This window comes from Nocardia sp. BMG51109, from assembly GCF_000526215.1.
GTDB lineage: Bacteria > Actinomycetota > Actinomycetes > Mycobacteriales > Mycobacteriaceae > Nocardia.
The window spans coordinates 8435308-8452925 of record NZ_JAFQ01000004.1 but is presented as its reverse complement, the minus strand read 5'-3'; the positions used below and the strand labels follow the sequence as shown (position 1 = coordinate 8452925).

The 17618-nt window shown below is 70.1% G+C and carries 15 protein-coding genes and 1 pseudogene; 10 read left to right on the top strand and 6 right to left on the bottom strand.

Features of this window, described 5'->3' with window-relative positions; genetic code table 11:
- The first annotated feature begins 27 nt into the window (after positions 1–27).
- Together leuD and D892_RS0139535 are read left to right on the top strand one after the other, a co-directional pair.
- Positions 28–636 carry a 3-isopropylmalate dehydratase small subunit gene (leuD, locus tag D892_RS0139540; protein ID WP_024806539.1) on the top strand — a complete coding sequence of 203 codons (609 nt, stop codon included), beginning with the start codon at positions 28–30 and terminating at the stop codon, positions 634–636.
- Between the two features lie 156 nt (positions 637–792).
- The gene (locus D892_RS0139535) at positions 793–1455 is read left to right on the top strand and encodes an HU family DNA-binding protein (protein ID WP_024806538.1); all 663 of its coding nucleotides are present in this window, start codon (positions 793–795) and stop codon (positions 1453–1455) included.
- A gap of 149 nt (positions 1456–1604) precedes the next feature.
- Here the strand turns inward: D892_RS0139535 and D892_RS0139530 are convergent, their stop codons facing one another.
- The 3 genes from D892_RS0139530 to cofC form a co-directional block, all read right to left on the bottom strand.
- A complete protein-coding gene (locus D892_RS0139530; protein ID WP_024806537.1) occupies positions 1605–2558 on the bottom strand; it encodes a bifunctional NUDIX hydrolase/histidine phosphatase family protein in 954 nt (317 codons plus the stop codon).
- Positions 2559–2566: 8 nt separating this feature from the next.
- Positions 2567–4750, bottom strand: coding sequence for an RNA degradosome polyphosphate kinase (locus tag D892_RS0139525; protein WP_036567824.1), 2184 nt, complete (start codon positions 4748–4750; stop codon positions 2567–2569).
- 68 nt (positions 4751–4818) lie between these two features.
- Positions 4819–5577 carry a 2-phospho-L-lactate guanylyltransferase gene (gene cofC / locus D892_RS0139520; RefSeq protein WP_024806535.1) on the bottom strand — a complete coding sequence of 253 codons (759 nt, stop codon included), beginning with the start codon at positions 5575–5577 and terminating at the stop codon, positions 4819–4821.
- A gap of 232 nt (positions 5578–5809) precedes the next feature.
- On the opposite strand from cofC, the gene D892_RS0139515 reads away from it, so the two are divergent.
- The 3 genes from D892_RS0139515 (at position 5810) to D892_RS0139505 (ending at position 8395) form a co-directional block, all read left to right on the top strand.
- A complete protein-coding gene (locus D892_RS0139515; protein ID WP_024806534.1) occupies positions 5810–6805 on the top strand; it encodes an NAD(P)H-dependent glycerol-3-phosphate dehydrogenase in 996 nt (331 codons plus the stop codon).
- A 34-nt stretch (positions 6806–6839) separates the two neighbouring features.
- Positions 6840–8006 (top strand): D-alanine--D-alanine ligase family protein, encoded by a 1167-nt coding sequence (locus D892_RS0139510; protein ID WP_024806533.1) that lies wholly within the window; start codon positions 6840–6842, stop codon positions 8004–8006.
- Positions 8007–8101: 95 nt separating this feature from the next.
- A complete protein-coding gene (locus D892_RS0139505; RefSeq protein WP_024806532.1) occupies positions 8102–8395 on the top strand; it encodes a DUF6191 domain-containing protein in 294 nt (97 codons plus the stop codon).
- Between the two features lie 362 nt (positions 8396–8757).
- On the opposite strand, the pseudogene D892_RS49950 reads toward D892_RS0139505, so the two are convergent.
- Positions 8758–9318 (bottom strand): annotated as a pseudogene (locus D892_RS49950) (DUF3515 domain-containing protein); the annotation flags it as partial.
- A gap of 727 nt (positions 9319–10045) precedes the next feature.
- On the opposite strand from D892_RS49950, the gene D892_RS0139495 reads away from it, so the two are divergent.
- The 3 genes from D892_RS0139495 to D892_RS0139485 are packed head-to-tail and all read left to right on the top strand — an operon-like array spanning position 10046 to position 12024.
- The gene (locus D892_RS0139495; RefSeq protein ID WP_024806530.1) at positions 10046–10990 is read left to right on the top strand and encodes a thiamine-phosphate kinase; all 945 of its coding nucleotides are present in this window, start codon (positions 10046–10048) and stop codon (positions 10988–10990) included.
- 39 nt (positions 10991–11029) lie between these two features.
- On the top strand, positions 11030–11707 hold the full coding sequence (locus tag D892_RS0139490) for a uracil-DNA glycosylase (protein WP_024806529.1): 678 nt from the start codon (positions 11030–11032) through the stop codon (positions 11705–11707).
- A 38-nt stretch (positions 11708–11745) separates the two neighbouring features.
- A complete protein-coding gene (locus D892_RS0139485) occupies positions 11746–12024 on the top strand; it encodes a hypothetical protein (RefSeq protein ID WP_024806528.1) in 279 nt (92 codons plus the stop codon).
- Here the strand turns inward: D892_RS0139485 and D892_RS0139480 are convergent.
- Both D892_RS0139480 and rpmB read right to left on the bottom strand, forming a co-directional pair.
- A complete protein-coding gene (locus D892_RS0139480; RefSeq protein WP_024806527.1) occupies positions 12008–12529 on the bottom strand; it encodes an N-acetyltransferase in 522 nt (173 codons plus the stop codon). The genes D892_RS0139485 and D892_RS0139480 overlap by 17 nt on opposite strands.
- A 127-nt stretch (positions 12530–12656) precedes the next feature.
- Positions 12657–12848: a 50S ribosomal protein L28 gene (gene rpmB / locus D892_RS0139475; protein ID WP_011210730.1), complete on the bottom strand. Its 192-nt coding sequence runs from the start codon at positions 12846–12848 to the stop codon at positions 12657–12659.
- Between the two features lie 420 nt (positions 12849–13268).
- Here rpmB and D892_RS0139470 point away from each other — a divergent pair, with 420 nt between their 5' ends.
- Together D892_RS0139470 and recG are read left to right on the top strand one after the other, a co-directional pair.
- Positions 13269–15074 (top strand): DAK2 domain-containing protein, encoded by a 1806-nt coding sequence (locus D892_RS0139470; protein WP_024806526.1) that lies wholly within the window; start codon positions 13269–13271, stop codon positions 15072–15074.
- Entirely contained in the window at positions 15075–17351 is a 2277-nt protein-coding gene (gene recG, locus D892_RS0139465) for an ATP-dependent DNA helicase RecG (RefSeq protein ID WP_024806525.1), read from the top strand.
- The last annotated feature ends 267 nt before the right edge of the window (positions 17352–17618 follow it).

The following is a 17618-nucleotide window of genomic DNA, read 5'->3' as shown; positions in this document are numbered from 1 at the left end:
ATTTACACAGACTTTGGAGGAGAACCCATGGAACCGTTCAAGGTACACAAGGGGATCGGCGTGCCGCTGCGCCGATCCAACGTCGACACCGACCAGATCATCCCCGCGGTCTATCTGAAGCGGGTCAGCCGAACCGGATTCGAGGACGGCCTGTTCTCGGCCTGGCGCTCGGATCCGGCCTTCATTCTGAACACCGAGCCCTACAACCGGGGGTCTGTCCTGGTCGCAGGTCCGGATTTCGGCACGGGTTCCTCACGAGAGCATGCGGTTTGGGCGCTCATGGACTACGGCTTCCGGGTCGTGATCTCCGCCCGCTTCGCCGACATCTTCCGAGGCAACGCCGGTAAGGGCGGCCTGGTGGCGGCCCAGATGTCACAACACGATGTCGAATTGCTCTGGAAGTTGCTCGAGGAACGTCCCGGCCTGGAATTGATCGTGGACCTCGAGGCGCGCACGGTGACCGCCGGAACCGCCGTGTTGCCCTTCGATATTGACGACTACACCAGGTGGCGGCTGCTCGAGGGTCTGGACGACATCGGCCTGACACTCCGGCGGGAAGACGCCATCGACGCCTTCGAAAAGGCAAGGCCGGCTTGGAAACCGACGACCATTCCGGACGCTATTTCGCAGGCGTAAACAGTCCCGGGTGTTAGCTGGGAGCTACCAATCACGGTTGCTGCGCGTGTGCCACGCCACATGAAATTTGGCGTGGCACATAGACTCTTGCCCATTGAGGGTTTACCGTGGTACCTAGTCGGTCCGACGACGGGCCATTAGTCTGCGGAGGATTCAATGAACAAGGCGGAACTGATCGACGTTCTGACCGAAAAGTTGGGTACTGACAGGCGCACGGCCACTGCGGCAGTCGAGCAGATTGTCGACACGATCGTGCGCGCGGTGAACAAGGGTCAGAGTGTCACCATCACCGGATTCGGTGTGTTCGAACAGCGTAAGCGGGCGGCACGGGTGGCGCGTAACCCCCGTACCGGCGAAACCGTCAAGGTGAAGCCCACTTCGGTGCCGGCTTTCCGGCCGGGTGCGCAGTTCAAGGCGATCATCGCGGGCAAGCAGAAGATCGCCGCGGCCGGTCCGGCCGTGAAACGTGGTGTCGCAGCGCCGGTGTCGGGTGCGGCCAAGAAGACGGCCGCCAAGAAGACCGCGGCCAAGAAGACGACGGCGAAGAAGACCGCCGCCAAGAAGACGACGGCGAAGAAGACCGCCGCCAAGAAGGCCCCGGCCAAGAAGACGGTCGCCAAGAAGACGACCGCGAAGAAGGCCCCCGCCGCCAAGAAGACGGTGGCCAAGAAGACGACGGCGAAGAAGACCGCCGCCAAGAAGGCCCCGGCCAAGAAGACGGCGGCCAAGGCCACGGCCAAGAAGACCGCGGCCAAGAAGGCGCCGGCGAAGAAGAGCGCCGCCAAGCGGACCGCCACGAAGCGGACCACGCGGCGCTGACGGCGTCGACCGACGCACCACGCGAAAGCGGCCCCGGCCCTGCAGGCCGGGGCCGCTTCGTGTCTGCGGTTCGGTGGTGCCGTGTCTGCGGTTCGGTTGCGCCAGAGGGGTTGTCGGCGGGCGCCCGCGGAACCCGCTGTCCCGGGCGGCTATTCGGTGTGGCTGCGCACCCGCAGCGCCCGGTCCAGGTGGTCGGCCGCCAGCAGCCGCCCGCCGGCAACCGACAGCGCCCAGACGCTTCCCTTGCGATTGCGCGCGGGAGGGAGTGTGACACCGTCGATTTCGGCCCACTGTTGCAGCAGCGGCGGAATCACCTTGCCCTGACTGCAGATCACCCGCGTGACCGGGGTGGAAGCCAGTTCCCGGACGCGGTCCAGGGCGGCGTCCGGGGCTGCGGCATAACCGGTTTCGGACAGCAGCGATTCCCGGCCGATCGGCACGCCGAGGGACTCCGCCAACGGGTCCACGGTCTGCACACAGCGCAGCGGTGGCGCCGAGTACACCTCGGTGGCACCGAATGCCAGCAGACTCGGGGCAAGTATCCGGGCCTGGTCGCGGCCCGCCGACTCGAGCGGGCGTTCGTCGTCGGGACCCTTGAAACGGCTGCGACGGCCCGCCTTGCCGTGCCGCACCAGCAGCAGCGTGCTGGTGTCGGGCGGCAGCCGCAGGAAATTGCGCACCATGGAGCGGTCCATCGGATACGACAACTCGTCCATCACGCTGTCGACCGGATGCCAGCGCAACTGGTTCACCTCCGCGTTGGGGGCGAACTCGCCGCCGGTGACCGTGGCGGACCAGTAGTCCACCCGCTTGAGTTTGCGATGGCCGGTGACCGGATAGGTCACATAGCCGAGATAGCGGCCCAGGTGGCAGTCCAGGCCGGTCTCCTCGGCCACCTCCCGCACCGCCGTGACCATCGGTGTCTCGCCGGGATCGATCTTGCCCTTCGGCAGCGACCAGTCGTTGTACTTCGGGCGGTGCACCAGCGCCACCTCGATCGCGCCGCCGCCCGTCGCGCGCCGCCACAGCACGGCGCCGGCGGCGAAGATATTGGCCTTGACAGGGGGATCGGAGAACCCGGTGTCCTCGGAATCCCGTGTCATCGAACGACTCACTGCTGGTCCGGTCGCCGTAACCGCATCATGAACTCCTGGTGGTCGCGAACCTGTTCGCCGTCGAGGCCCGAATCGGGCTGGGCCTGCCAGCCGCCGTCGGGCTCGAGCACCCAGCAGCGGGTCGAGGGATGCAGCGCCGAGTCGAACATCTCCTCCAGCTGTTCGCACAGCTTGCGGTCGCGCACCTGGGCCATGACCTCCACGCGGCGGTCCAGGTTGCGGTGCATCATGTCGGCGCTGCCGATCCAGAACTCGTCCTGCGCCCGGAAGTGCAGAATTCGCGAATGTTCCAGGAAGCGACCGAGAATCGAGCGCACCTCGATATGCTCGCTCATGCCGGTCACGCCGGGGCGCAGCCCGCAGATGCCGCGCACCACGATCTGCACCGGCACACCGGCCTGCGAGGCCAGGTAGAGGGCGTCGATGATCTGCTCGTCGACGATCGCGTTGGCCTTCAACCGGATTCGGGCCGGTCGGCCCTGGCGGGCCAGCTCGGTCTCGCGGTGGATGCGCTCGACGATCCCGGAGCGCACGCTGGACGGGGCGACCAGCAGGTTGCGGTAGTGGGCCTTGCGCGAGTACCCGGTCAGCGAGTTGAACAGGTCGGTGAGGTCGGCGCCGATTTCCGGTGCGGCGGTGAGCAATCCGACATCCTCGTACAACCGCGCCGTCTTCGGGTTGTAGTTGCCGGTGCCGATGTGGCAGTAGCGGCGGATGGTGGCGCCCTCGCGCCGCACCACCAGGCAGGTCTTGCAGTGCGTCTTGAGGCCGATGAGGCCGTAGACGACGTGCACGCCGGCCTGTTCCAGCTGGCGCGCCCACTTGATGTTGGCCTGCTCGTCGAACCGGGCCTTGATCTCCACGAGCGCCACCACCTGCTTACCGGCCTCGGCCGCGTCGATGAGGGCATTGACGATGGGGGAGTCGCCCGAGGTGCGGTACAGCGTCTGCTTGATCGCGAGCACCTTCGGGTCGGCAGCGGCCTGTTCGATGAACCGCTGCACGCTGGTGGAGAACGAGTCGTAGGGGTGGTGCACCAGCACATCGGCCTCGCGCAGCGCGGCGAAAACGTTTCGGGGCGTCTCCCTTTCGCCGAATGCCGAGGGCGTCGCCGGGACGTAGGGTGCGTCCTTGAGCTGCGGCCGGTCCGCCCCGTACACCTGCCACAGGCAGGACAGGTCCAGCAGGCCCGGCACCTGGATCACGTCGGCGGGATCGACGTCCAGCTCGCGCAGCAGCAGATCGAGCATGTGCTCGGTCATATCGTCGGAGACCTCCAGGCGCACCGGCGAACCGAAGCGCCGCCGCGCCAGCTCGCGCTCGAGCGCCTGCAGCAGATCCTCGTCGCGGTCCTCGTCCACCTCGAAGTCGGCGTTGCGCGTGATGCGGAACGAATGATGTTCCACCACATCCATTCCCGGGAACAGCTGATCGAGGTGCGCGGCGATCAGGTCCTCCATCGGCAGGAAGGCCGCGAGCCTGGCCGCCGCGCCCTCGGCGGTGCTGCGGCGCACCCGCACGAACCGATCGACGTTGTCGGGCACCTTCACCCGCGCGAAGTGCTCGCCGCCGGTGTCGGAATCGCGCACGGTGACAGCGAGATTGAGGCTCAGCCCGCTGATGTAGGGGAACGGGTGGGCCGGATCGACCGCCAGCGGGGTGAGCACCGGGAAGACCTGGTCCTGGAAGTACCCCGACAGCCGCCGCCGCTCGTCGGCATCCAGATCCGACCAGCCGATGATGGCGATGCCCTCGTCCAGCAGCGCCGGGCGCACCTGGTCGAGGAACACCCGGGCGTGCCGCGCCGCCAGGTCCTGGGTGCGCTTGGCGATCAGCTCGAGCTGTTCGGTGGGAGTCAGCCCGTCGGCCGAGCGCACGGACAACCCGGCCTCGGCGCGGCGCTTGAGCCCGGCGACCCGGACCATGTAGAACTCGTCGAGGTTCGAGGCGAAAATGGCGAGGAACTTGGCGCGTTCGAGCAACGGCTCCGAGGTGTCCTCGCCGAGCGCCATCACGCGGGCGTTGAAGTCCAGCCAGCTCAGCTCCCGGTTGAGGTAGCGATCGGCGGGCAACTGCGGCGTCGCGGTGGCGGTGGGCGGCGGTGTGGCCGCCGGCGGAGCTGCCGGCAGTCGGGGCTGTTGCTGCTGGACAGTTTCCGGTTCACTCACGGTCACGATCATTCCTTACCGGTCGAGCGGCGCCGCGTGCGACACCGCCGTTTCGACAACGTGTGACGCCGTTCTGGCGATCATCCAGCACACATGTGATTCGCCGCATACCTCCGCATGAGATCTCGGTGAACAGGTTCGGGCCATCCGATGGCCCGCAATACGGCGGCGGTCGCCGGCCCCACCCCGAGCTCCGCGGCCCGGTGCAGGTCCGCCGCGGTGTCGACGTCCAGCCGCAGGCCCGGCCAGTCACCGGTCAGATCCTTTGCGCCCGAGTCGATGTGGCGGCGGGCCGACTCCTCGCCGAACAACGGCGCCAGCGGGGCGCGGCCGTCGCGCACGAGCAGTGCCGCGGTGCCGCGGCCCGAGTGATCGGCGACGATCGCGCGGCCGGCGGGAGCGGTGGCCAGCATGTCGGACAGCTCGCCGGGGCACAGTGCGGGCAGATCCGCCTGTAGCGCAAGCAGATCGACCGCGCCGTGCCGATCGCGGAGCGCGGCCGCGCCGGCGGTGAGCGCGGCGTTGAGCCCGTGGTCCGCGGCGCCCGCCTCGCTGCAGGACGGGTCACCGTTCGTAGGTGCGTGGTCGGCATCGATGCTACCGACCGGATCGGGGTGGACGGCGGCGCCGAGCGCCCGGACCGTCGCGGCGACCTCCGGATCGGGCGTCACCACCGTCACCGAGCCCAGGCCGGCCGCCGCCGCGGCGGTCACGGTGTCCGACAGCATGGCGAGCACCAGCCGCGAGCGGTGGCCGGGCGGCAACCGGTCGGCGAGTCGGCTCTTGGCCCGATCGAGATTCTTGACCGCGATCACGGCGTGGACGCTATCCGGACGCATGTGCCAATCGTCCCACGCGCGGCGCAGTGGTGAAGGTCATGCCGGAAAGTCGAACCGTACGGTCGGACGGGTGCTACTGGCGGTCCCGCCGAGCGCGGTGCGCGGGCCCGGGCCGTGCGGCGGCAAACGCCCGGCAGGAATGGCGATTCGGCGGCCCCGGCGCCCGGTGGCCGGGCGTGTCGGTGACCATCGATCCGGCGCGGAGGTGGTGCCCGGATGGCATATTGACTGCATGACTAGGGCGGCAGTGATGGGCGCGGGGTCGTGGGGCACCGCGTTCGCGAAGGTGTTGAACGACGCGGGCACCGAGGTGACGGTGTGGGCCCGACGGCCCGAGGTGGCCAAGGCCCTGGCCACCGAGCATCGCAACCCGGTCTACCTGCCCGATGTCGAACTGCCGGGCATCGCGGCCACCGACGACTACCGGGCTGCGCTCGACGGCGCCGACACGGTGGCGCTGGCCGTGCCCTCGCAGTCGCTGCGCGCCAACCTGGAGATCTGGCGTGACGCCATCGCCGCCGACGCGACCCTGCTGAGCCTGGCCAAGGGCATCGAGACCGGCACGCTGCTGCGGATGAGCGAGGTGATCGCGACGGTGACCGGCGCCGCGACCAGCCGCATCGCCGTGCTGTCGGGCCCCAACCTGGCGCGCGAGATCGCCGCGCAGCAGCCGGCCGCGTCCGTGGTGGCGTGCACCGACGCCGCGCGCGCCGAGGCCGTGCAGCACGCCTGCGCCACCGGCTATTTCCGGCCCTACACCAACACCGATGTGGTCGGCTGCGAGATCGGCGGCGCCACCAAGAACGTCATCGCCCTGGCCTGCGGCATCGCCTCGGGAATGGGGTTGGGGGACAACTCGATCGCCAGCCTGATCACCCGCGGGCTCGCCGAGATCATCCGGCTGGGGGTGGCGCTGGGGGCCAATCCGGTGACGCTGGCCGGGCTGGCCGGGGTCGGCGATCTGGTGGCCACCTGTACCTCGGAGCTGTCGCGCAACCGGTCGTTCGGGCACGTGCTGGGTGCGGGCGGTTCGATGGCGGCCGCGCAGGAGGCCACGCACGGTCAGGTCGCCGAGGGCGTCAAGTCGTGCACCTCGATCCGGGCGCTGGCCGAACGGCACGGGGTCGAGATGCCGCTGACCGCCGCGGTGCATCAGGTGTGTCACGAGGGCCTGTCGGTGGCCGAGGCCGTCGGCCAATTGCTCGGGCGCCGGATGAAACCGGAATGATTGACGGGCGGCCGGTCCGGGTACGGTTCGCTTTATGAGCGATGCGAAGGCGACGGGCGCGCAGTCCTTACCGGTGACATTCGCCGCCGCCGCCGAATCCGGCCGTACCGACGGTGGCCGGATCAGGGTCGCGGTCGTGTTCGGCGGGCGCAGCAACGAGCACGCCGTGTCGTGTGTGTCGGCCGGATTCGTGCTGCGCAATCTGAACCCCGCGCGGTTCGAGGCGGTGCCGGTGGGCATCACCCGCGAGGGCACCTGGGTGCTGGGTGGTTCGGACGCGCGCGAGCTGGCCATCGCCGATCGGACGCTGCCCGCGGTGGATTCGGCCGGCACCGAGCTGGTGCTGGCGGCCGATCCGACCCGGGCGGGCAATCTGCTGGCGCTCGGTGACGATTCCGGTCCGGGTGCGGTCGATGTCGTGTTCCCGGTGCTGCACGGCCCGTTCGGTGAGGACGGCACCGTGCAGGGTCTGCTGGAGCTGGCGGGCCTGCCCTACGTCGGGCCCGGCGTATTGGCCAGCGCCACCGGTATGGACAAGGAGTTCATGAAGAAACTCCTGGCGGCCGAGGGGCTTCCGGTCGGCGAGCACGTGGTGCTGCGGCCGGGCGTCGCGAGCGTGGCCGAGGCGGATCGGGAGCGCCTGGGGCTGCCGGTCTTCGTGAAGCCCGCGCGGGGCGGCTCGTCCATCGGCATCACCAGGGTGTCCGACTGGGCCGAACTCGGCGACGCCATCGGCGCGGCGCGGCGCCACGATCCGAAGGTGATCGTGGAGGCGGCGGTGGTGGGCCGCGAGGTCGAGTGCGGCGTCCTGGAATTCCCGGACGGCCGCGTGGAAGCCAGTGTGGTGGCGGAGATCCGGATGCCCGGCGACGGAGACGCGAACGGCTTCTACGACTTCGACACCAAATACCTCGACGACGTGTGCGAATTCGATATCCCGGCCAAGCTGAACGACGATGTGGCCCAACAGGTCCGAGAGCTGGCCGTGCGGGCGTTCCGGGCGCTGGACTGCCAGGGCCTGGCCCGCGTCGACTTCTTCGTCACCGACGCCGGCCCGGTGGTCAACGAGATCAACACCATCCCCGGCATGACGGCGATCTCGATGTTCCCCCGCATGTGGGAGGCCACCGGGGTCGACAACCAGGCCCTGGTCGCGAATCTGGTCGAGACGGCGCTCGCGCGGGGGACCGGGCTGCGCTGAGCGGGCGCCGGCGGCGCGTGCCGACCGAGTCCGAAAACGTTGCCGGGGACGTTCGGCTCGGTGCGGTGTCGGGATGCGCTGCGTAATCTGGATGCGTGATCGTCGCGATGACCATTCCCGGCTTGGCGCTGCTCATTATCGGGGTCGCCTTCGCGGAGGTGGCCTACCGAAGGATGACCGGCCGCGCGGCGTTGCCGTGGATGCGCGACCAGGATGGGAACGGTGCCGCGGCCATCGGCTTCGAGCAGTTCGCCGCGCTGTTCAACTCGGCCGAGCGGCACAAGTTCGAGGAACGCCAATCGGTGCTCATGCATCGCGAGAGTCCGGGCGACGGCGCGCCGGGCCGGGTGGATATCGACCTGAGTTCGGGGACGGCCCGACTCCACTGAGCCCGATCATGGGCCGATCATGCACTGATCGCCGGGTATTCGTCGTCCGGCGATCGATGTCAGGCGGCCGGTGCTCGCCGGTATTCGTCATTTCGGCGGGTAGGCGGTCGGAATCCCCTGGGCCGGAGGCAGGCCGCGGTGTTGCGGGAGGCGTGCGGGTCCGGTACAGAGTCGCTGGATGCCGGGCCGTGGGAAGGGGCGCGCCTGACTCCGGGCGAGGTGCGCCCGGTCCGGGCGGTTGGCGATACACCGGTGCTTCGGCAGGTACGGAGGCCCAGGTTTCCGGGTGATTCGGGACGTGCGTGGGTTCCGGTATCGAGTCGCCGGACGGGGCGCCCATCCGCGAGGTGACTGGAGCGGTGTCAGTTGGGTAGGGGGCCTGGGTCGAGCGGCTGGGCGGGGACGGTCTTGGTGATCGCGTCCGAAATGGCTTGCAAGGGGGTCGGTCCGGCGTCGTCGGCGACGGTGACCGCGATGTAGGTGCCGCGGTCGACGGCGAACCAGGTGCCGGAGGTGGCGCCCGAGGTCTGGTCGCGCACCTCGAACCAGTTGACGCCGTTGATCACCTGTAGCGCCGACGCGCCGTTGAACTCCAGCGGACGGTCCATGCCGCAGCGCAGCACGATCGGCTCGCCGCCGTCGGGCAGCTGCCAGGCGACGGTGGCCGGCGGGGCTGGTTGCGCCAGCTCGGCGCGGCTGTAGTCGCCGAGGTCGCCGGGCAGGGCGGGCATCAGCGCCGCACACACCGGCCCGGCGGCAGCGGGAGTCGGCACGGAACCCAGCGCCAGCGGTTCGCGGGCCGGGTTCTGCCGCGACAGCACCGCGAGCACCAGAACCGCGACGATCAGGGCGACCGGCAGCGCGACGGCGGTGGCGATGAGGGCGGGGGAGAACCGGGGCGTCTCGGAGTCGTCGTCGGTACCCGTTGCGCCGGTGTCGGTGGACGAGGATTCGGAGTCGTCCGGGGCGGTTGTCTCGTCGGCGTTGTCTCCGGGATCAGCGCTGTCTCCGGGATCAGCGCTGTCTCCGGGATCAGCGCTGTCTCCGGGATCAGCGCTGTCTCCGGAATCGGCGTTGTCTCCGGGATCGGCGTTGTCTCCGGGATCGGTGCCGGTCTTGCCGGTATCCGATTCGGCCGGTCGAGCGCTGGTGCCTTCGGCGGCGCCGGCCTTCGACCCGCCGGCGGGCCGGGGTTCGGTGGCGGCCGAGCCGGTGCCGCTCGGCTCGGCGGTGCTTTCGGCGGCGTCGGCAGCTGTCTCGCCGGTGCTCGGGGAATCGGCACACCCCGGCTCGGCGTTCTCGGCAGCGGCGTCTTCGTTGCCCGGGGAGTCGGCGGTGCGGGGGCTCGCGGTGGGGTCGCCTCCCGGTGTCGCGGCCGCTGATCGGTCCTGTTCGGACGGGGTTGCGCCGTCGGGCCGGTCCGTCTCGCTGCTCATCCGGGGGTTCTTCTCCGCTCGTCCTCGATCGGGGGCCGCCGGTCGGCGGCCCGTCGTAGCCGCTGGTATGGATATGCGGATCCGAGCGTAGCGAATGGCGGCAGCGGGCAGTCGTGTACGGGCACCATCCGGCGACGCCAGTACTGTCGATCACGCCCGGCGCCGGCCGGCCCATCGGAAGGAGAGCGCCATCACCGACAGCATCCCGCGCACGGTGCGCGAACTGGGCGAGTTCGCCCTCATCGCGCGCATGAACGCCGGCCGCGGTCAGGGCGCCGGCGTGCTGCTCGGCCCCGGCGACGACGCGGCGATCGTGGCCGCGCCGGCCGGGCGCTACGTCGTGAGCACCGACATGCTGGTGCAGGACCGCCACTTCCGGCTCGACTGGTCGGCGCCCGGCGATATCGGGCGGAAGGCCATCGCGCAGAACGCCGCCGACGTGGTCGCGATGGGCGCGGCGCCGAGCGCGTTCGTGGTGTCGCTGGGCTGCCCCGCCGACACTCCGGTCGAATTCGTGGACGGGTTCGTCGACGGTATGTGGTCCGAGGCGCGCCGCGCGGGAGGCTCGATCGCCGGCGGCGATGTGGTGCGCAGCCCGCTGCTGGTGATCTCGGTGACCGCGTTCGGTGACCCCCCGGACCGTCCGGTGTTGCGTTCCGGGGCACGCCCCGGCGACATCGTGGCGGTGGCCGGGCGGCTGGGCTGGTCGGCGGCTGGACTGGCGCTGCTCGGCTCGGGTGCGAACCTCGAGAGCTTCCCCGAAGTCGTTGCCGCGCATCGGGTTCCGCGGCCGTCCTACGGCACGGTGCTGGGCATGCCCGCCGGGGCCGCGATCACGGCGCTGATCGATGTCTCCGACGGCCTGCTCGCCGATCTCGGGCATATCGCCGAATCCTCCGGCGTCGCCGCCGACATCGACTCGGCGGCGCTCGCCGACCCGGCACTGGAGCCGGTGGCCGAATTGCTCGGTGCCGACGTGCTCGACTGGGCACTCACCGGCGGCGAGGACCACGCCTTCGCCGCCACTTTCGCTGCCGGGCAACATCTTCCCGAGGGCTGGCGGCCGGTCGGACGGGTCGCGGCGGGTGGGGGAGTGACCGTCGACGGAGCACCGTGGACGGGACCGTCCGGCTGGGAATCGTTCACGGAGGGCGGGTGAGCTTTCATGGCCGAACGCATCACGCTAGGTTGTTTCGGCATGGGCGCAAAACCACTGCCGGAGATCATCGATACGGGCTGGGCCGAGGCGCTGGAACCGGTTGCCGACCGGATAGCGGCGATGGGCGAATTCCTGCGTGCCGAGAACGCGGCCGGGCGCGGCTACTTCCCGAAGGGCGAGAACGTGCTACGCGCGTTCCAGCGTCCCTTCGACAAGGTCCGGGTGCTGATCGTCGGCCAGGACCCGTACCCCACGCCGGGCCACGCCATGGGCCTGAGTTTCTCGGTGGCGCCGGACGTTTCGCCGGTTCCGCGCAGCCTCGCCAACATCTTCTCGGAGTACTCCAAGGATCTCGGCCATCCGACGCCGACGTGCGGTGACCTGTCGCCGTGGTCGGATCAGGGCGTGCTGATGCTGAACAGGGTGCTCACCGTGCAGCCGGGCCAGCCCGCCTCGCATCGCGGCAAGGGCTGGGAGCCGGTGACGGAGCAGGCGATTCGCGCGCTCGTCGCCCGCAAGCAGCCACTGGTGGCGATCCTGTGGGGCCGCGATGCCTCGACGCTGAAGCCGATGCTGGAGGGCGTGCCCTGCATCGAATCCGCGCATCCCTCACCGCTGTCCGCTTCGCGTGGATTCTTCGGATCGAGGCCATTCTCACGAACGAACGAATTGCTGGGTACATTAGGTGCCGCTCCGGTCGATTGGCGGCTGCCCTGACCGGAGCGATGACGCTCGAACGAGTCAGGAGAAAGTGCATGCAGATGAAATCCGTGCGTGGTGCTGTCGTCACCGTCGCCGCCGGTGCGGCCGTATTCGGGGCACCCGTTGCCGCGCAGGCCGCGCCGCTTCGGCTGGAGCCCGCACCCGCGGTACCGCAGGAGGCACCCGCCGGACAGGCCGCGCCGGTGCTGGCGCTGTGGGATCCGCAGACCGGTTCGGCCTCGCTGTCGTCGAACGTGAACGCCCGGGGCCTGTGCCTGCTGCAGAGTGTCAGCGCGCAGAACGAGCTGGACTGCCTCAACGGCGGCGAGTGAGTGCGACGGGCGCGCGGCGCCGGATCATGCGGACCTGCATGGCGGGCGTGAAGTCCTCGACGCGGCGCGTGCCGTCGAGTTCGAAACCGTATTTGCGATAGAAGGCTTGGGCGCGCGGATTATCCTCGAACACCCACAACGAGGTGTCGGTGTCGGGGCGGAGGACCGCGCGCATCAGGTCGTGGGCGAGACCGGAGCCGTACCAGGTGGCCCGGACGTACATGGCGCTCAGTTCCCAAGCGGTGACCGGTGTTTCGTCGCCAGGTGGCCCGGCGCCGGCGAATCCGACGACGGTGTCGGCCACCAGCGCGACCACCGTGGAACCGGGATGTCGCACCCGGATGCGTTCCCAACCGTCGGCCCGGCGATCGACGTCGAAGGCCGCGAGCACATGCTGCGGCACCAGGTCCCGGTACGCCTCCCGCCAGCAGGCGATATGGCATTCGGCGAGGCTGCGGGTGTGCTCCGCCGCCAGGGGTGCGATCCGCCAGGCGTGTTCCGCCATCTGTCCCCTCCCGAAATCACTTCCCGAAATCACTCCGGTCTTCGGCCGGCAACGACGACGGCGCCCCGGACACCCTGTCGGGTGCGCCGGGGCGCCGTTCTCGCGTGGGGGTCGGCCCGCCGAGCACTCAGCCGCGAACGACCTTGCCCGCCTTCAGGCAGGAGGTGCAGACGTTCATCCGACGGGTGTTACCCGGCGCGACCTGCGCGCGGACGGTCTGGATGTTCGGGTTCCAGCGACGGTTGGTGCGCCGGTGCGAGTGCGAAACCGACTTACCGAAGCCGGGGCCTTTGGCGCAGACGTCGCAGACGGCAGCCATAGTCGCGAACTCCTTCGTGTCATGTCGGGACCGCCGCCCACACGGGACGGCCAGTCCTAAAACCTTGGTCAATGCCTGTCGGCGGATACCGCCGACGAACGCGGCCGACCGACGGCCACGTGAGGCAACCCTGCAAGGGTAGCGGGGGGCCGTTATCGATGTCCAATCGGGTCGGGGCCGACGGGTGTCCGATCGGGTCGGGTGCGGCCGGCGTCCGATCGGTCGGGTCGGCGTTCGATCGGTCCGGTCGGATCTGCCGTCGCGGCTCGGACCGCCGTGCTCGATTGGTCGGGTGACGTGATTTCGGGTACATCGAGGTCGGTGGTGCGATGAGGTTACTGCGCTGCGGATGTGTCGGTCGGGCCTACTAGGCTGGCGGGCGGTTCGGTGGGATCGGTTGTGGTGGGAAAGGACGGTGACGTGCCCGGGATCCGGGAGGAGCTGAACGGTGCCGCGCTCGCGCGGTGGGGTCGGCTCTGCCTGGACGGACTGGTACGGCACCACGACGAGATCAACGCGCTGAACGTCTTCCCGGTGGCCGACGCCGATACCGGCACCAACATGCTCGCGACCATGCGCGCCGCCGTCGGGGCCGCCGAGGCGGTCGAGCAGGCGGAGGGGGACGGGTCCTCGTCGCTGATGGTGGCGGGTGCGATGGCGCGTGCGGCAACCGCTGGGGCGCGCGGGAATTCGGGCATCATCCTGTCCCAGGTGCTGCGCGGGGTCGCCGAGGCCGCGGCGGCGGGGCCGCTGACGGCCGAGACGCTGCGCGGGGCCCTGCGCCGCGCCGCCGTTCTGGTCCGCGATGCCTTGAGCGAGCCGGTCGAGGGGACGATGCTGACGGTGCTGGAGGCCGCGGCCGACCGAGCGGAGGACTGCGCCGAGGACACGCTCGAGGCCGTGGCGCTGGCGGCGGCCGACGGCGCGGCGAAGGCGCTGGGCGATACGCCGTCGCAACTGAACATCTTGCGCGCCGCCGGAGTGGTGGACGCGGGAGCACGCGGCCTGCTGGTACTGCTGGACGCGCTGGTGACAGAGGTGACAGGGCAGCTCCCGACGCGCCAGGAGTACACGGCCTCCGGGCCGATACCCGCACGGGACATGTCGGGGTCGGTGACTGTGGGAGAGGCCGAGTCCGGGTCGGTTCCTGCGGGTGCCGGTGCACGTCGGACCGCCGCGCGCACCGGCTCCTCGGAGGTGATCGAAGACGATCGGGCAGGGGAGTCGTCCGGCGAGGCGATCGCTGTCGTCGCGTCGTCTGCGGATGTGGCGCAGACCCTCGAGGGCTGTGCACCGGACGAGGGTGCGAACGGTCCTGCGCCGGGCGCGCACCCGCAGTACGAGGTGATGTACCTGCTCTCCGGCAGCGACGAACACCGTATCGCCGCTCTGCGCGAATCTCTTGCGCGGCTGGGTGATTCGGTGGTCGTGGTCGGCGACGGCGCCGGTACCTGGTCGGCGCACGTGCACTGCGCCGACGCGGGCGCGGCGGTCGAGGCGGGGCTGGCCGCGGGCACGCCGAGTCGTATCCGCATCGAGGGGCTGGTCACGAATCAGCTCGGGACGTCCGGCCCGGCCGACCGCGGGATTCTCGCCGTAGCGGTGGGTCCGGGCACGGCCCGGTTGTTCGAGGACGGCGGTGCACTGGTCCTGCGCGGCGCGGTGACCACCGAGACGCTGCTGTCCGCCATCCGGAACATGCCGCACCGCGAGGTCGTGGTGCTGCCGAACGGCGCCCTGCCCGCGCACGAACTGGTCGCGGTCAGCGTCGCAGCGCGGGGCGGTCAGCGGGAGGTACTGATGCTGCCGAGCGGGTCGATGGTGCAGGGCCTGGCGGCGCTCGCCCTGCACGACGCCGGCCGCACCGCCGCCGACGACGTGTTCGCCATGTCGGAGGCGGCCGCCGCCACCCGGTGGGGCGCGCTGCGGGTGGCGGCGGAGCGGGCGCTGACCATCGTCGGCACCTGCGAGCAGGGCGATGCCCTCGGCCTGGTCGGCAACGACGTCGTCGTGATCGACCCCGACCTCGGCACGGCCGCCCGCACGCTGCTGCGGCGGATGCTGGGCCTGGGCGGCGAACTGGTCACGCTGTTGCTGGGCGCCGACGTTCCGGCCGGGCTGGGTGCGGCGCTCACCGAGTACATCGCCGCGACCTTTCCCGGCGTCGAGGTGGTCACCTACGACGGCGGACAGTCCGCCGACCTGGTGCAGATCGGGGTGGAATAGATGACGACACTGGGCGACCGGCTCGACCACGTGCTGGGTGTGAAGGCGGCCGAATCGCTGGCCGACGCCTTCGACATGCACACCGTCGAGGATCTGCTGCGGCACTACCCGGCGCGCTACGCCACGCAGGGGCAGCCCCTGACGGAGGAGCAGCCGGAGGAGGGCGCGCACATCACCGTGGTCGGCCGAGTGGTCAAGGCCGAGTTGCGGCCGATGCGCCAGCGCCGCGGCGAACTGCTGAAGGTCGAGCTGGACGCCGGCTCATCCCGCCCGGTCGAGATCACCTTCTTCAACGGCAGGAAGGTGAGTTACCTTGTCAAACAGGGTGTTCGGGCGATGATGTCGGGCACCGTGCACTACTGGCGGCCGGACCGGTGGAACCTGTCGCACCCGTCCTATCTGATCATGCCCGAGGCGGGCGAGTCGGTGGAGAACCTCACCTCGGTCCGCGGTTCCGGCAGTCTGCGCGGGCTGGCGGAGAGCGCGAAGGGCGCCGGGGGAGTGGATGTCTCGTTCTTCGAGCGCGAGTACATCCCGGTGTATCCGGCGACGGCGAAGGTGCAGAGCTGGGATCTGCTGGCATGCGTGCGGCAGGTCCTCGACCAGCTGGATCCGATCGATGATCCACTGCCGCGGGACATTCGCGACGATCGCGGACTGATGGCCATATCCGACGCGCTGCGGCTGATCCACCTGCCCGAGCACAAGTCCGATATCGAACAGGCCAGGGAGCGTTTGCGTTTCGACGAGGCGCTGGCCCTGCAACTGGTGCTCGCCGAACGCCGCCACGACGCCGAGGACCGATCGGCACGCCCGTGCCCGCCCCGCACCGACGGTATCGCGGCGGCCTTCGGACAGCGCCTGCCGTTCGAACTGACGGCGGGGCAGCGGAAGGTGATCGCCGAGATCTCCGGCGACCTGTCCCGCGACCATCCGATGCACCGGCTGCTGCAGGGCGAGGTCGGCTCCGGCAAGACGGTCGTGGCCCTGCACGCGATGCTGCAGGTGGTCGACGCCGGTCAGCAGTGCGCGCTGCTGGCGCCGACGGAAGTGCTTGCCGCCCAGCACTATCGGTCGCTGCGCGGAATGCTCGGCGATCTCGGCGCCGCGGGCGAGCTGGGTGCGGCCGACAACGCCACCAAGGTGGTCCTGGTGACGGGCTCGATGTCGGCGGGCGCGAAGAAGGCGGCCCTGCTGGACGCGGTCACCGGCGAGGCGGGAATCGTCATCGGCACGCACGCGCTGATCCAGGACGCGGTCGAGTTCTACGACCTGGGCATGGTGATCGTCGACGAGCAGCACCGCTTCGGCGTCGAGCAGCGGGACGCGTTGCGCGCCAAGGCGAAGGACGGTGTCAGCCCGCACCTGCTGGTGATGACGGCCACGCCGATCCCGCGCACGATCGCGATGACGACTCTCGGTGATCTGGAGACCTCCACGCTGACCGAACTGCCGCGCGGCCGTTCGCCCATCACCACGCGGGTCGTTCCGGCCAAGATGCATCCGGCCTGGGTGGATCGGGCGTGGGAGCGCATTCGCGAGGAGGTCGAGGCAGGCCGGCAGGCGTACGTCGTATGCTCGCGCATCGGCGACGAGCCCGACGCGGCCGCGGGTGGAAAGGGTAAGGGCCGCAAGGCGAAAGCGGACGAGGAGAAGGAGGAGCCGACCACGCATGCGGCGGTCGACGTCTTCGAGACGCTGAGCTCCGGCCCGCTGTCCGATCTGCGCGTGGGGCTCTTGCACGGGCGCCTGCCCAGCGACGAGAAGGACGGGGTGATGCGCGCGTTCAACGACGATGAGATCGACGTGCTGGTGTGCACCACGGTCGTCGAGGTCGGCGTGGACGTGCCCAATGCGACCGTGATGGTGATCGTGGACGCCGACCGGTTCGGGGTCAGCCAGCTGCATCAGCTCCGCGGGCGCATCGGCCGCGGCAAGCATCCGGGCCTGTGCCTGCTCATCACCGAGACCTCGCCGATGGGCGGCGCCATGGCTCGGCTCGAGGCGGTCGCGGGCACCCTCGACGGCTTCGAGCTGTCGGTACTGGATCTGCGCCAGCGCCGCGAGGGCGACGTGCTCGGCTCCGCCCAGTCCGGCACCGCCCGCAGCCTCCGCCTGCTGTCACTGCTGGACGATCTCGAAGTCATCACCGCCGCACAACAATTGGCCCGAGAGGTGGTCGACTCCGACCCGGGCCTGCGCGACCACCCCGGCCTGGCCACCATGATGCACGCCGCCGTCGACGCCGAGCGCCTGGAATACCTGGCCAAGTCGTAGCCGGCTCCGTCGTATCCGTCCACCTGCAATCCGTCGGCCCAGCACGCCCGGCTTGCCTGCCGTCACCGGCACGTCCCCGCCCAGCTACCGTCCTCCCGGCATGCTCTCGGCCGGGATCCGTGCCGCCTCGGGCCGTGGGATTCCGGCCGAAGCGCGCAGGTATGACGGAGTCGGGGTGCGCCGGATCGACGGGTGCCGGGGCGGCGGGCTCGGCGTTGCGCCTGGACGATGTGCGCTGGGTGGTGTCCCGGCGACCGGGTTGAGGTT

What these genes read in the sequence shown, in the direction of transcription:
- leuD (WP_024806539.1), top strand. Translation starts at nt 28, where the DNA reads ATGGAACCGTTCAAGGTACACAAGGGGATCGGCGTGCCGCTGCGCCGA.
- D892_RS0139535 (WP_024806538.1), top strand. Translation starts at nt 793, where the DNA reads ATGAACAAGGCGGAACTGATCGACGTTCTGACCGAAAAGTTGGGTACT.
- D892_RS0139530 (WP_024806537.1), bottom strand. Translation starts at nt 2,558, where the DNA reads ATGACACGGGATTCCGAGGACACCGGGTTCTCCGATCCCCCTGTCAAG.
- D892_RS0139525 (WP_036567824.1), bottom strand. Translation starts at nt 4,750, where the DNA reads ATGATCGTGACCGTGAGTGAACCGGAAACTGTCCAGCAGCAACAGCCC.
- cofC (WP_024806535.1), bottom strand. Translation starts at nt 5,577, where the DNA reads ATGCGTCCGGATAGCGTCCACGCCGTGATCGCGGTCAAGAATCTCGAT.
- D892_RS0139515 (WP_024806534.1), top strand. Translation starts at nt 5,810, where the DNA reads ATGACTAGGGCGGCAGTGATGGGCGCGGGGTCGTGGGGCACCGCGTTC.
- D892_RS0139510 (WP_024806533.1), top strand. Translation starts at nt 6,840, where the DNA reads ATGAGCGATGCGAAGGCGACGGGCGCGCAGTCCTTACCGGTGACATTC.
- D892_RS0139490 (WP_024806529.1), top strand. Translation starts at nt 11,030, where the DNA reads ATGGGCGCAAAACCACTGCCGGAGATCATCGATACGGGCTGGGCCGAG.
- D892_RS0139485 (WP_024806528.1), top strand. Translation starts at nt 11,746, where the DNA reads ATGCAGATGAAATCCGTGCGTGGTGCTGTCGTCACCGTCGCCGCCGGT.
- D892_RS0139480 (WP_024806527.1), bottom strand. Translation starts at nt 12,529, where the DNA reads ATGGCGGAACACGCCTGGCGGATCGCACCCCTGGCGGCGGAGCACACC.
- rpmB (WP_011210730.1), bottom strand. Translation starts at nt 12,848, where the DNA reads ATGGCTGCCGTCTGCGACGTCTGCGCCAAAGGCCCCGGCTTCGGTAAG.
- recG (WP_024806525.1), top strand. Translation starts at nt 15,075, where the DNA reads ATGACGACACTGGGCGACCGGCTCGACCACGTGCTGGGTGTGAAGGCG.